Here is a 12,613-nt window from a genome sequence, read left to right on the forward strand (position 1 = left end):
CGGGGCGGTCAGGCTGCGCGGCGTTCGAGCAGCACCATGGTCTCGTAGTGGTGACTCTGGGGGAACATGTCCATGAGCCGGACTTTGACGGGGGAGAGGCCAGGCATCCGGGCGAGGTCCTTGGCAAGGCTCACCGCATTGCAGCTGGAATAGAGGACGTGCCGCACGCCGGAGTCCTCCAGCAGGGAGGCGAGCTCTGCGCCGAGTCCGCGCCGGGGCGGATTGACGATCACCATCTCCGGAAGTGCCGTCGCGTCCCGGACGAACGAGGTCGCATCCGCTGCGAGAAACGCCATGCCGGGAAGATCGGCCTCCGCCGCACTCAGACGGGCGCTGGCGACAGCCTCGGCACTGACCTCGATGCCGGTGACGTCCCTGCCGGGCCGCGCGGCGTGCAGAGCGAAGCCGCCGACTCCGCAGTAGAGGTCCCACAGTGTTGAAGGGTCGACCTCATCCACCCAGGCCGTGCCCTGCCGGTACAGCTCCCGGGCCACGGCGGTGTTGGTCTGGAAGAAACTGCGCGTGCGCAGGTGCAGTGTCAGGGCATCCAGACGCATGGGCAGCGACTCCTGAGCGGTGAGGATGATCTCCTCCTCGCCCTCCAGGGTCGCCTTATGTTCCGGGTGGATGTTGGCGGACACGACGACGGCGGCCGGCAGCGCCGCCTGGAGCCGCGGCAGGGCGTCCCGCAGCTGAGCGAGCTGCCGGGTGCTGCGGAGCACGAACCGGACCATGAGCTCGCCGTCGGGCGATTCCGTGAGAAGGAGGTACTTCAACTCTCCTTGGCGCCGCGGGACGTCGTAGGGAGTGAGGCCCGTGGCGCTGATGAAGTCGGCCAGAACCGGGAAGGCGGAGGTCAGGCCGGGGGAGCACAGTCCGCAGGCGCGGAGGTCCACACCGAGACCGTCGGTGTCGAGGATGCCCAGGGTGGGTGCTCCGGGATCGCCGGAGACCACCATTTTGGCCTTGTTCCGGAAACCGGCTTCCGCCGCGGCGAACGAGGGCAGCCAGTCGATGTCCGAGAAGGCACTGAGCTGCCGGCGCAGGTGCTGTTCCTTCCGCTGCACCTGGGTGGGATACGGCACCCCCATCTCCGTACAGGAGCGGCACGTCCCGGCGTCAAAGTAGTCACACTGCATAGCCCCTCCAGTCTAGGTGGACGAGGTCGCCCCGATGGACACGCCTGAGGCCGGGGCCTCCTGTGCCCCGGCCTCGTGGTGTGGCCGATTCAGTGACTGGTGCGATGTCCTGCGCCGCGGCCGCTGTGGCTGAAGAGTCCGAAGACGAAGAGGACGATCGCGGATCCGACGATCGCCAGGATCCACGTCTGGAGGCTCCAGAATCCGGCGAGGCCGACATTGAAGACGACGCCGCCGATCCAGCCGCCGAGAAGCGCGCCCACGACACCGAGGATCAGGGTGGAGACCCACCCTCCGCCGTGATCGCCGGGCATGATCATCTTCGCGATCGCACCGCAGATGAGACCCAGAATAAGGAATGCCACAAAGCCCATGACCTTTCCCCTTTTCCCTTGTTCTTGCTGGTACGTGGCGGGTGCCATGACCTGCTTCCATTATCCGCCGTCTGCACTGCTTATACCAGGGCCTGTCAAGACCGGCCGGCGGCAGGGCGCAGAGGCACTTGACCAGGAATGTCAGTGCGGCTTGGCATAATGACGCTCGTGGGGAAATCAACGAAAACACTCAGTGTCCTGGCCGCTTCCGTCATCCTGCTCGGTTCACTGTCGGCGTGCGACGACGGGAAGAAGGGCGCTGAGTCCATCGCCCAGCAGCTGGCCGGCGGGCTCTCCGGCCTGAATGTCGCCTCCCTTCGGTTCGACGGCGTCGACGGCGCCGAGGCGGACAAGAGGCTGAAGGCCATCGTGAAGGGACTGCCGGGCAGCAAGCCCGCGGTGAAGGTCGATTCCGTCACGGTGAACGGGGAGAAGGGGACCGCCAAGCTCTCCTTCGACTGGACGCTGTCCGGAGCGCACTGGAGCTATTCCACCGATGCCGATTTGAAGAAGAGCAACGGTGAGTGGGCGGCCCAGTGGAGCCCGGGCCTGATCGCACCGGACCTGAAGGACGGCGAGGTCCTGGAGACGTCCGGTCAGGCCGCACCGCGCGCGGACATTCTGGGCGCGGGAGGGAAAGTCCTGGTCACCAACCGGCCGGTGGTGAATCTCGGCGTCGACAAGTCGCGGCTGAACGGCAAGGACGCCGGGGCGGCTGCTGAGCAGGTGGCACGTCTGGCCGATGTGGATCCGGGTGTGTTCGCGGCGCAGGTGAAGGCGGCCGGCCCCCAGGGTTTCGTCACGGCGATCACGCTCCGTGCCGATTCCCCTGAAGCGAAGGCGCTCACCCCGGAGAAACTCGCGCAGATCCCTGGGGCCAGAACCGTCCCGGGAACTCTGCCCCTCGCCCCGACCCGCGGGTTCGCCCGCGCCGTCCTCGGCACCGTCGGAGAGGCAACCGCCGAGCAGGTGGAGAAGTCCAAGGGCCGGCTCAAGGCCGGGGACGTGACCGGTCTCGGCGGTCTGCAGGCCCGCTATGACGCTCAGTTGCGCGGGCAGGAGGGCGTGGTGGTCCGTGCGCAGCCCGTTGCCGCACCAGAGGGCGCGACGCCGAGCGATCCCTCCCAGGAGCAGGGCCGTGTCCTGTTCCAGGTGGAGGCCAAAGCGGGAACGCCCCTTAAGACGACCCTCGACCCCCGCCTTCAGACGTTGGCGGAGGACACCCTCAAGGACATCGCACCCGCCTCGGCGATCGTGGCCCTGCGGCCGTCGGATGGAGCCGTGCTGGCCGCCGCGTCCGGCCCCGGCAGCAACGGCTACAACACCGCCATGATCGGCCAGTACGCTCCGGGCTCGACCTTCAAAATCGTGGACTCGCTGGCGATGATCCGTAACGGGATGACCCCGGACAGCACGGTGTCCTGCACCGCCACTGCTTCCGTGGACGGCCGCACCTTCAAGAACGCTCCACTGTACCCCGCCTCGGAGGTCGGGACGATCCCGTTGCGGGAGGCGTTCGCGCACTCGTGCAACACGGCGTTCATCAACGCGAGGGACAAGGTCTCCCAGGCTCAGGTGAGCGCCGCGGCGCAGTCGCTCGGTGTCGGAGTGTCGTCTGATGCTCTGAACTTCGACGGATACCTGGGCTCGGTGCCCTCGTCGGCAGAAGGCACCGAACATGCCGCGTCCATGATCGGGCAGGGCAAGGTCCTGCTCTCGCCGCTCGCCGCTGCCGTGATGGCGGGGTCGGTGGGCAAGGGCGCGCCGGTGACGCCGCGTCTGGTGCTCACGTCACCGGGGGCTGCCGCCACGCCCGGTGCGACGGCGAGCAGCTCACCGTCCGCGCTTGCGACTGCGGCGCCGATCCAGAACCCGGTGACGCCGGCCGAATCGGTGAAGCTCAAAGATCTCATGCGCGCCGTGGTGACCTCGGGCCATGCCGGGTTCCTGGCGGATGTCCCGGGTGCCCCCGTGGGAGCGAAGACGGGCACCGCCGAGTTCGGCGCCGACAACCCGCCGAAGACGCACGCCTGGATCGTGGCGACGCACGGGGATCTCGCCGTGGCGGTGTTCGTGGAAGACGGCGGGCTGGGCGCCGACACCAGTGGCCCGCTGCTGAAGAAGTTCCTGGTGGGAGCCGCCGGCTAGAGGCCGGGATTCAGTCCAGCTCGAGCTTCATGCCCACGTGGCTCGCCACGAACCCCAGGCGCGCGTAGAACCGCTGAGCGTCCGTTCTGCGGGCATCGGTCGTGAGCTGGACGAGCCCGGCGCTGTTGAGGCGGCCGACCTCCGTCGCCCAGCCGATCATGGCCGAGCCCACTCCCTGTCCCCGCAGCGAGCGGGAAATGCGGACGCCTTCGATGTTGAGTCGGAGGCGTCCACCCCGGGAGATCCCCGGGATCAGGCTCAACTGCATCATTCCGACCACGGCGCCGTCGGCATCCTCGACGACCGCGAGGAACTGTGCCGGATCAGCGTCGACCGCTTCGAAGCCGCGGAGGTAGGCGCCGTCGTCGTGTCGTTCGCGCGTCTGGCCCAGCATGTCGTCATGCAGCAGCTCGACCAGCGCCGGCAGGTCGTCACGGACGGCCTTGCGGATGGTGCATCCTGGGGCGAGATCGGCGGGCGGCAGCACAAGGGGAGTGGGATTCATGTCCCCAGGGTACTGGTGGTCTCGGTAGTGGCGCGTTCGGGCCGTCAGTGGGCGGCAAGTGCCCAGGCTGCCACCAACGGAGCGACAGTGACCGCGAGGATGAAGAGTCGTTCGCACAGGCCGAAGAGCCGGCGTCGCAAGGGGCGGATCAGCAGGGCGATGACCAGTGCCACTAGAGAAATCGCGGCAAACGTGTTCAGGACGTCAAGCGCCGCGACGGCGCCCGGCGGGCCGCCGATCAGGCGGCCCAGTGGGCCGATGGTCGAGTAGGCGAGGGTGAACCATGCGATCGCGAGGAGCAGGTGGATCCTCCCTCGTGTCGTGACGGAGGTGCCGGACCGGTCGGTGGGGACGAACGGCATCACCGCCAAGAGCACCCCGAGCCCGAGCAGCCAGCCTCCCAGTGCGAGGTCCGCGCGGCCGGCCCCGGACAGCACTGCCGCGCCGAGCGAGAGCCAAGCGGCGGCCGCGGCCCACGACGCCAGCCCGGCGAGCAGGCGGGTGCTCCGCGCGGGTGAGGCCGCATAGTCGCTCACGGTGTCGCGCACGGGATGAATTCCGCCGGGAGAGACGTGCAGGAGCAGGAACAGCAGGAGCCGCAGTGCGAACAGCACTGTTGCCGCGGTGGCCAGAAAATGCGTCATGGTGGGTTCCTCGGATTCGAAGGCTGACGTGTCGGAACCGACGCTAAACTTTCAAGTAACTTGAAGGTCAAGGGGGAGCCGTGAAGATCAGCGAACTGGCCCGTCGGACAGGACTGGCGCCGTCGGCGATCCGTTTCTACGAGGACCGGGACATGTTCAGTCCTGGCCAGGTGAACCGGCTGGCCAATGGCTACCGCGACTACACCCCACAGGCGCAGCGCAGGGTGGAACTGATTCTCGCGGGCCGGGCGGCCGGGTTCTCGCTGACGCAGATGCGGGAGCGCATGACGCATTGGGAAACCATGAGCGACGGCGAGCGTGCGGCACTTCTCGAGGAACAACTCGCGGTCATCGACGGGCGGCTGCGAGAACTCACGAGCGCCCGCGCCACCGTGCGGGACGCGTTGGAGACGCTGCGGGGGAGAGGCGCCGCCCAGTAGTGGCGTCCGGAGGACTGCTGGCGCGAGAACCTGAAGCGGCCGCTTCCATGCCATACTCGGGTTCATGTCGATGAAGAAGGACCTGGGATGCCTGTTCGCATCCCAGTTCGGCAGCATAGCTCCGAGTGGCCGAATCCATGGATAAGCGCCGCTGGGCTTCTGTCATCACCATCGCTGTCATTCTCGTGCTCTTCGCGGGTGGAGCCGTGGCGCTGATTTGGCCACAATTCCATCAGAAGTCTCAGCAGCATCTCACGCTGAAGGCCACCGCCACGGTGGTCGACAAGCAACTGCGCCCCAAGACCGGAATGCCGAGTCGTGACTACGCTCTGACGTACACGTATGTCGTGGACGGGCACACCTACCGCTCCTCTGCGAATTCAACCGATGGAGAGATCTCGGGTGCTGCGTTCACCGTGTGCGTCGATCCGGCCCGCCCCGAGTTGAATGCTCCACTGCTCGCCGGCGCGGCATGCGGCGACACGAGTCTCGGGAAGTGGACGGTCACGGCGAAGAGGATCGATTGATCCTTCGGGCCGGCGATGCGGGGAGGGCGTCCGCGGCCACCCATGAGAGCATCGAGATGTGACCGACCTTACTTCGCCGGCCCTGCCGCCATTCCACGAGTCACTGACCTGGCTCACCCCACTTTCGGAGGAACGAGCCGCGCATCTCGTGGCGTTCCTGACCGATCCTGCCCCGCGAGAGGTTCTGGACATGGGGTGTGGCTGGGGTGAGCTGCTGCTCCGTGTACTGGAAGCGGCCCCGGGAGCACGGGGACGAGGCGTGGACCGATCGCCCGCGTTCATCGACCGGGCGCGGCAGCAAGCGCTGGCCCGTGGGCTCGGAGCGCGGGTGGCATTCGACCTCATGCCCGGTATGGAGGCCCAGGACCTGCGCGCGGACGCCGTGATCTGCATCGGGGCAAGCCAGATCTGGGGATCCCCGGTGGAGGATGCGCAGCCGCTGGACTACACTTCCGCGCTGCGTGCGCTGCGGGAGCTGGTTCAGCCCGGTGGGCGCCTCGTGTACGGCGAGGCGATCTGGATGGCGCCGCCTCACCCGGCGGCGACCGCTCCTCTGGCTGGACGGGACGACGAATACATCACGCAGGACGCGTTGCGTGAACTGATCCGGACCGCCGGCTTCGACGTGGTCGACGACGACGAAACGAGCCTTGAGGAGTGGGACACCTTCGAGGCGGGATTCCGGGAGCCGTGCATCCGTTGGCTGGAAGCCCACGACGCAGACCACCCCGCGGCTGAGCAGGTCCGTCAGCAGCATGAGGACCAGCGGGCCGCGTATGAAGACGGCTATCGCGGGGTGCTGGGGATGGCGTACTTCTGCCTGCAGGGGTAGATGCTGCCGAGGTCCGGGTTCACTCCTCGACGAGGGTGCTGAGAAGGAGGACCCCGTCCTGGCGTCCGGCACGGTCCGGCAGATAGCGGAGCGCGATCCGACGTCCGACCGGCAGGATGTCTTCGACCGATTGTGTCGTTCGGCGGACCCGGCCGTCCCGGTCGGTGAACACGACCGTCACCACTGAGCCCACGGTGTCCTCGGCACCTTCCTGGCCTTGTCTCCGCCACGGCTCCGAACTCTCGACAACGCCTGTCGCGTCGAGCCCGGCGTCCTTGACCACCCGCCGTCGTCGTGCCTGGTGGATGAAGACCGCGGTCAGGAGGACGATCACCTCGCCGACGACCACCCAGACGGCGACGTCGGCGAAGGAAGCGGGCCAGAGCGCATGCACCGCGAACAGGCTGCCGGCGATCATCGCGAGCACACAGAAGAGCGCCACGTAGCTGATCTCGAACGACGTGTCCGGCGTGATCTTGCGATCCTCCGTCATCGACGACCCCCTTGGAGCGATGCGGGAGGTGCTGCACGGCGCATCTCGTGACGCCGAAGGGACTGGGCGGCGCCGTGAGCGAACCTGATGCCAGGGTAGGTGAGAACGTGCGGCGCGACCAGAGGGACGGGCGGAGGCCCGAGCTAGTTCAGCGGCGGTGAATATCGCAGGACGTTGGTTTCACGGCGCTCGAAGCCTACTGATGCGTAGAGTTTCAGTGCCGATTCGCGCGTTGGGCGCGAGGTGAGATCCAGTGTGCGGAGGCGTCTTCTGGACGACTCCGCAGTGATTTCTGAGAGCAGCAACCGGGCGATGCCGCGTCCGCGTGCCTGGTGGCTGACGACGACGTCCTCGACGATCCCGCGCCAACCGGTCACCAGTGGAAAAGTCACCAGGGTCGCCATGCCGACGATCCGGCCGCCGTCGCGCGCGACGAAGAGGTCGACGCCTGAGGCGTCAAGCATCGACTGCACCCGCCCAGGGTCGAACGTCGCGCTGGTGGACAGCTGAGAGAGAAGCATTTCCACTTGGTGAAGATCGTCATCGGCCAGATTCTCGACGACCGCGATCTCGATATGATCGGCCATGAGCACAGACTAGTCCGCGATGGGGGAGATCGACCGCTGCACCGTCGTGAATTGTGTTCATCAGTCTCAGTCTCACTAAAGGGGGGGCGCAGGGTGCCTTCGCCAGGAGCAGGTCTCGCCATTGTCGGCGCACTAGTCCTTCTGATGGGGTCAGGCGTCGCCGTCTTTCGAGTGCCCGTGTCCAGGAGGCATCGTCGGTGGATGGAGATGTTCCTGAGGCGACTCGGCCCCATGGGAATACGGCCCAGACAGCCAATCGAGGATGCCACGTCTCCGGGTACCTGGTTGACCGTCGGGGTCTTATCGGCGCTTTTGGGCGCCGCATTTCTTGTCGTCGGCCTGAATCTGCTGCTCCGGCCGTAAGCGCGGACGGCGGCACGTTGCTGGTGCCGCCGTGGCAGTCCCCACAGCTATCCTGGGGGAGTGACGAAGACTGTAGGGCTGCTCGGCGCGCCCGTTGATCCGCGCACTCATCACCGCAGGTCAGAGGGGCAGACTGATGCCTAGCCCGATGTTGACGGTGGCCGTCGCCCAACCGGTGATCGGTCTGAACGATCTCAGCGGGAATGTCGCCTCACACGCTGACGCCATTCGCGCAGCGGACAGCCGACTGGCGATCTTCCCAGAGCTGTCTCTCACCGGTTATGACATCGACGCGCCGGTGGTCGACCTGGACGACCCGCTCCTCAAAGACCTTGTCGATGCCTGCGCGGAGAAGGAGAGTGTCGCGCTCGTCGGTGCTCCCGTGGGGGAGGCGGGGCGTCTGTCCATCGCCACCCTCAGAATCGACGCGGACGGGGTATCGGTCGCGTACCGAAAGACGTGGCTGCACGGGGAGGAGTTCACCCGGTTCACTCCCGGCTCGGGTCCTTCGACCATCGACGTCGACGGATGGGTCGTCGGGCTGGCCATCTGCCGCGATACCGGACAGAGCCAGCACACAGCGCAGATGGCTGCGCATGACGTCGACCTCTACGCGGCCGGCGTCGTAGACGTCGCTTCTGACGTCGTCGAATGCCAGGCGCGTGCCTTCGTCATCAGCCGGGCGCTGGCAGCACCGGTCGCGATCGCCAGCTTCGCGGGGCCGACGGGCGGAGGTTTCGACGAGACCGCCGGGCACTCCGCGATCTTCGCTGCCGACGGAACGAAGCTCGCGGAAGCCGACGGACTGGCTGGCAGCATGGTGCGCACTGAACTGACGCGTCGGCCTCACTGAGGATCCACCTGAGGCGTGGTCACGTCAAGCCGTACATCGCGACCTGATGGCCTTCGACCAGCCGAGATCATCCGTGGTGAACACCAAAGTCCTCGAGGATCGAGGACACCAGATCCTCCGTTGACAAATCAGCGCCGACGCGGGTCTCGTGGTGCCAGGGGAGTGGCTGCCAGCCGTCATACCAGGCCCGGATCTTTTCCTCGCCGAACTCCCTTGCCAGCGGTCGTCCAGCGTGGCGTCGTAATGCCTCATCGAGGCCGATGTCGAATTGGTATATGCGGGTCTGTCCTCGGTGGTCATTGTGCAGTTGCTCGAACGGCGACGAGTAATCCCGCAGATTGAAAATGCCGTCCAAGATCACGTCATACCCGAGGTTCAGAGATTCTCGCGCCGCGCTGACGATCAGCATGCTGGCGTCCCGGGCCCGTTGCACACGATCTTCGTTGCTCAAGACCTCGCGCCTGAAGTAGTCCTGATGAATTAGGGCAACTTTGGACCCGAGCTTCTCACGCAGCGCCAACGCCGTCGTCGTCTTCCCGGACGCGGAATCTCCTCGAAGGATCACGAGGCGCGTGGATTCGTCACCGACAGTGGTCATTCCCACATCCTGCCATCGCACGAAGCCGGGGAGGCGAGCCGCGTGGCCACCGGTACTCTTCTGTGCGGTTATCTGGTTATTAGTTGACATAATGTAGATTATCGGCGCTTAAAGGACGGGAGTGGAAGTGGATGCGAGAACTCCCGCCTCACGACGAATCCGGCGTTTCCACAGTTCAGCCGGGCAGGCCGACGGGCCACGCCGAGACGCATCGCTGAGCGCTTCCTCAAAGGGGCCATCAAAACCAAGGCCGCCCCAGCGGGGCTCACCATCATCCCGCACCGCCGCGGCACCAGCCCACGACTCGCCAAACCGGGACAGGGCGAAGCACTCAAACGAGTCATCCATGAAGACGGACTAGAGACCCGTGGCCGCGCCGTCGCGATCCTTATCCTCGTCTTTGGACAACAAGCCGAAAACATCGCACGGCTGACCCTGGCGGATGTGACCATACCGAAGAGCTGGTCGCCATTCAGCTCGGGACCACCCGGAACGCATTACAGGATCCGCTGGCCGAGCCATGGCGCGAACTCGCCGCGAACCCCTGCCACGACCTGACCGCCGCACACCCCAATACCAAGTGGGTATTCCGCGGCGCCTCTCCCGGACGTCACATCCACCCCGGACGCCTCACAACCCGGCTTAGCAAACTATTCAGTACACGGGCCGCGCGGCTCGGAACTCTCCACGAACTCACCAAACTCGCACCCGTAGCTATCATGGCCGAGACCCTTGGCTACTCCCCTACGACCATCGAACGATACGCTACCGACTCAGCAGCGGCCTACGCCCAATGCATCGCGGCAACGAAAACGATCAGGCGAAGCCCCTGAAGACGGTGTCGGGGTCGGCGCTTTCAGCAAAGTGTTCCCAATCCATGTTGGCAAGGTTCAGGTTGTTGTCAACGCCCCACAGCTCACGCGCTACACACCGAAACGGCTGGCGTAAGGCCTCACCAAGGTCCACAACAAGAATCGGATAATCCGGTTCCAGAGCGTCGTGGTCCACAACGAAGAGGACGGCTGCCTGATTCTCGGCTGCTAGAACAGCTTCACGAAGCTGCTCCCACTCAACATTTTCCCAAGCAGGATCGTCCACGACTTCCACATAGGCACGAAAGCCATCTTCGTTTTCGGTCAGCACAACCGAGAGGGCGTCGAGCCAAGCCTTCTCATCTGCAAAGCTCGTGCGGACCAGAACCGAATTTTCTGTCTTCGGAAGAATTGGCATGTCGCTATCCAACCATGCCGACCACAAGTACTGCCGAGACAACGCTTGTGTCGTTAGGCCGCCGGGCCACTCCCGGCCCACGAATACCCGTGCATGCCAGTTAACTAACGGGAGGGGAAGTAGCTGTGAGATTTCCCCCGAAGGGCCAACGACCAGGCGTATCGCGGACCGCTTCCTCAAACGGGCCACCAAAACCAAGACCGCGGCCGCCGGGCTCGCCATCGTTCCGCACGGCCGCGGCACCAGCCCACGACTGACCAAAACCGGTCAAGACCGAGCGCTCCAATAAGTCGCCCTCACCAACGAACTCGAGATCCGCGGCCGGGCCGCCGACATCCTCATCCTCGTCTTCGGACAACAAGTCGAAAACATCGCACTGCTAACTTGGGACAACGTCGCCGTCACCGACGACTGAGTCACCACCCTGGCCACGAATTGACCGCCGTACCCAGAAAACTTAATGGGTGTTCCGAGGAGCCTCGCCCGGACGACACATCAATCCAGGACAGCTCACCAGCCGTCTCAGCAAGCCCTTCAGCACCCGCGCCGCATGCCTAGGAACACTCCACTAAATCACCATACCCACACCCGTGGCCATCATCGCCGGGACCTCCGCCTACTCCCCTTCAACCATCGACTGAGCGGAAATTCCACGGATTCCCGACAGGAGGAATCTCTAGAAATAGCAAGTACAAATGCCCAAGAGCACGATGAGTGGCCCCGGCAATTCGATACTTGGCTGGGTCAGTTTCCCATCCGACAACGTAAATCTGATGGCGCGCCCAGTCCAGGATCGACTGGAGTTCATCGAAGTCAGGCTCTGGTGGAATTGAGCTGGCCAAGGCCTCTTCAATCACAGCGCGCACCCTGCGACCGCCCTCGGTGGCGGACAGGAGGGCGCCTTCAATGCGAAGCCAAGCTTCGAGAGAGCAACGCGCGCCGGCCTGCTCGTCGCCATGCCAGCGACGCGGTTGAGTCGGCGTAACTGCGTCCCTAGACGGAGAGCGACGGCCGGCAGCCTTCTGCAGTCGACGAAGCTCGGCATACTCCGATTCGAGCCTGAGGTGAACCGCTCGTTCTGCCTCCAAGAGGTCCATCGCGGGCAGTAAGAAGTCCGGCCCACGCCAAGAACAATCCAACTTCGCCTGAAGGTAGGCCCAAGTTGGCTCAAACGCGATCGGCCGGGCAGATTGAATCCATGAACCTAATGCCCTGAAGCGAGCGTCAAGAGGCAACGACGCATCTCGCACCCGCTTTGCCTCACGTCCGAAGCCCATGGGCTCATCATAGGTGGCCAGGTGATTCTCGGTTGCCGCAAGGAGCATCGAGAGAGCCAGAAAGAAGTCTCGTCCGGAAGGGCGACTAGTCCCGGTTCACGAATACCCGTGCATGCCAGTTTGGTGATCTGGACGGAGGTGGCTGTGAGAACTCTGGTAAGTCTGAAAGGCTTGTCGCCCGCCGTCTACTCTTTGGCCAACCATTGAGCGAATCGCGTCTGATCTGCCGCCGGCATGGGCCAGCGTGACGGCGAGACCCAGAGGACGGTTCCGCGCCCGCGCTCATGCGGTCCCTCGTACAGCCGCAATTCAGCCCCGGCTGCAAGCTCAGTCCAAGCCTCCAACTGGTCGATAACCGGTGGCACGATGACCGCACGGACAACGTCGCCTGGATGGATGTGTTCGCGAGAGAATCCCAACACCGGCGCAGCTGTCTGGTCGCCCTCCCGCCATCCTGGAAAGCCCCAATTCGGACGGTAGGTGAATCGTTTCCCCGCGGCGAACCCGCCCAGCAGGGGCTCCCGTCGGCCGCCGTCGACCGTGTGCGTGAAGGTCACGTCGATTCCGATCGCCACCGTGACAATGCCGTCCATGACTGCATCG

The 12,613-nt window shown here is 65.1% G+C and carries 14 protein-coding genes; 5 read left to right on the forward strand and 9 right to left on the reverse strand.

Annotated elements, in window-relative coordinates:
* Positions 1-8: 8 nt before the first annotated feature.
* Both rlmC and P9849_RS07790 read right to left on the reverse strand, forming a co-directional pair.
* Positions 9-1,139, reverse strand: coding sequence for a 23S rRNA (uracil(747)-C(5))-methyltransferase RlmC (gene rlmC / locus P9849_RS07785; protein WP_278269047.1), 1,131 nt, complete (start codon positions 1,137-1,139; stop codon positions 9-11).
* An 89-nt stretch (positions 1,140-1,228) separates the two neighbouring features.
* The gene (locus P9849_RS07790) at positions 1,229-1,513 is read right to left on the reverse strand and encodes a GlsB/YeaQ/YmgE family stress response membrane protein (RefSeq protein ID WP_278269131.1); all 285 of its coding nucleotides are present in this window, start codon (positions 1,511-1,513) and stop codon (positions 1,229-1,231) included.
* A gap of 159 nt (positions 1,514-1,672) precedes the next feature.
* Between P9849_RS07790 and P9849_RS07795 the strand changes: the two genes are divergently transcribed.
* Positions 1,673-3,661: a penicillin-binding transpeptidase domain-containing protein gene (locus P9849_RS07795; protein ID WP_278269132.1), complete on the forward strand. Its 1,989-nt coding sequence runs from the start codon at positions 1,673-1,675 to the stop codon at positions 3,659-3,661.
* 10 nt (positions 3,662-3,671) lie between these two features.
* Here P9849_RS07795 and P9849_RS07800 read toward each other — a convergent pair whose 3' ends face one another.
* A complete protein-coding gene (locus P9849_RS07800) occupies positions 3,672-4,166 on the reverse strand; it encodes a GNAT family N-acetyltransferase (RefSeq protein WP_278269048.1) in 495 nt (164 codons plus the stop codon).
* Positions 4,167-4,210: 44 nt separating this feature from the next.
* Positions 4,211-4,810, reverse strand: coding sequence for a DUF998 domain-containing protein (locus tag P9849_RS07805; RefSeq protein ID WP_278269049.1), 600 nt, complete (start codon positions 4,808-4,810; stop codon positions 4,211-4,213).
* A gap of 80 nt (positions 4,811-4,890) precedes the next feature.
* Here P9849_RS07805 and P9849_RS07810 point away from each other — a divergent pair, with 80 nt between their 5' ends.
* The 3 genes from P9849_RS07810 (at position 4,891) to P9849_RS07820 (ending at position 6,609) form a co-directional block, all read left to right on the forward strand.
* Positions 4,891-5,250 (forward strand): MerR family transcriptional regulator, encoded by a 360-nt coding sequence (locus P9849_RS07810; RefSeq protein WP_278269050.1) that lies wholly within the window; start codon positions 4,891-4,893, stop codon positions 5,248-5,250.
* A 125-nt stretch (positions 5,251-5,375) separates the two neighbouring features.
* Positions 5,376-5,777: a DUF3592 domain-containing protein gene (locus P9849_RS07815; protein WP_278269051.1), complete on the forward strand. Its 402-nt coding sequence runs from the start codon at positions 5,376-5,378 to the stop codon at positions 5,775-5,777.
* Between the two features lie 58 nt (positions 5,778-5,835).
* On the forward strand, positions 5,836-6,609 hold the full coding sequence (locus P9849_RS07820) for a class I SAM-dependent methyltransferase (protein WP_278269052.1): 774 nt from the start codon (positions 5,836-5,838) through the stop codon (positions 6,607-6,609).
* A 19-nt stretch (positions 6,610-6,628) separates the two neighbouring features.
* On the opposite strand, the gene P9849_RS07825 is transcribed toward P9849_RS07820, so the two are convergent.
* Both P9849_RS07825 and P9849_RS07830 read right to left on the reverse strand, forming a co-directional pair.
* Positions 6,629-7,102: a hypothetical protein gene (locus tag P9849_RS07825; RefSeq protein ID WP_278269053.1), complete on the reverse strand. Its 474-nt coding sequence runs from the start codon at positions 7,100-7,102 to the stop codon at positions 6,629-6,631.
* 143 nt (positions 7,103-7,245) lie between these two features.
* Complete coding sequence (locus P9849_RS07830; protein ID WP_278269054.1) at positions 7,246-7,689, reverse strand: GNAT family N-acetyltransferase; 444 nt, start codon at positions 7,687-7,689, stop codon at positions 7,246-7,248.
* A 511-nt stretch (positions 7,690-8,200) separates the two neighbouring features.
* Here P9849_RS07830 and P9849_RS07835 point away from each other — a divergent pair.
* Positions 8,201-8,905, forward strand: coding sequence for a carbon-nitrogen hydrolase family protein (locus tag P9849_RS07835; protein WP_278269055.1), 705 nt, complete (start codon positions 8,201-8,203; stop codon positions 8,903-8,905).
* Positions 8,906-8,972: 67 nt separating this feature from the next.
* On the opposite strand, the gene P9849_RS07840 is transcribed toward P9849_RS07835, so the two are convergent.
* The 3 genes from P9849_RS07840 to P9849_RS07850 all read right to left on the reverse strand — a co-directional run bounded on the left by P9849_RS07840 (position 8,973) and on the right by P9849_RS07850 (position 12,603).
* Positions 8,973-9,503, reverse strand: a complete 531-nt coding sequence (locus P9849_RS07840; protein ID WP_278269056.1) for an AAA family ATPase — start codon at positions 9,501-9,503, stop codon at positions 8,973-8,975.
* Positions 9,504-10,319: 816 nt separating this feature from the next.
* Positions 10,320-10,733 (reverse strand): hypothetical protein, encoded by a 414-nt coding sequence (locus tag P9849_RS07845; protein WP_278269057.1) that lies wholly within the window; start codon positions 10,731-10,733, stop codon positions 10,320-10,322.
* Between the two features lie 1,462 nt (positions 10,734-12,195).
* Positions 12,196-12,603, reverse strand: a complete 408-nt coding sequence (locus P9849_RS07850; protein ID WP_278269058.1) for a hypothetical protein — start codon at positions 12,601-12,603, stop codon at positions 12,196-12,198.
* Between the last annotated feature and the right edge of the window lie 10 nt (positions 12,604-12,613).

It is taken from the genome of Arthrobacter sp. Y-9, from assembly GCF_029690065.1.
Classification (GTDB): domain Bacteria; phylum Actinomycetota; class Actinomycetes; order Actinomycetales; family Micrococcaceae; genus Arthrobacter_E.

Excerpts from the sequence above, each read along its gene's own strand:
- rlmC (WP_278269047.1), bottom strand. The coding sequence starts at position 1,139 with ATGCAGTGTGACTACTTTGACGCCGGGACGTGCCGCTCCTGTACGGAG.
- P9849_RS07790 (WP_278269131.1), bottom strand. The coding sequence starts at position 1,513 with ATGGGCTTTGTGGCATTCCTTATTCTGGGTCTCATCTGCGGTGCGATC.
- P9849_RS07795 (WP_278269132.1), top strand. The coding sequence starts at position 1,673 with ATGACGCTCGTGGGGAAATCAACGAAAACACTCAGTGTCCTGGCCGCT.
- P9849_RS07800 (WP_278269048.1), bottom strand. The coding sequence starts at position 4,166 with ATGAATCCCACTCCCCTTGTGCTGCCGCCCGCCGATCTCGCCCCAGGA.
- P9849_RS07805 (WP_278269049.1), bottom strand. The coding sequence starts at position 4,810 with ATGACGCATTTTCTGGCCACCGCGGCAACAGTGCTGTTCGCACTGCGG.
- P9849_RS07825 (WP_278269053.1), bottom strand. The coding sequence starts at position 7,102 with ATGACGGAGGATCGCAAGATCACGCCGGACACGTCGTTCGAGATCAGC.
- P9849_RS07830 (WP_278269054.1), bottom strand. The coding sequence starts at position 7,689 with ATGGCCGATCATATCGAGATCGCGGTCGTCGAGAATCTGGCCGATGAC.
- P9849_RS07835 (WP_278269055.1), top strand. The coding sequence starts at position 8,201 with ATGTTGACGGTGGCCGTCGCCCAACCGGTGATCGGTCTGAACGATCTC.
- P9849_RS07840 (WP_278269056.1), bottom strand. The coding sequence starts at position 9,503 with ATGACCACTGTCGGTGACGAATCCACGCGCCTCGTGATCCTTCGAGGA.
- P9849_RS07845 (WP_278269057.1), bottom strand. The coding sequence starts at position 10,733 with ATGCCAATTCTTCCGAAGACAGAAAATTCGGTTCTGGTCCGCACGAGC.
- P9849_RS07850 (WP_278269058.1), bottom strand. The coding sequence starts at position 12,603 with ATGGACGGCATTGTCACGGTGGCGATCGGAATCGACGTGACCTTCACG.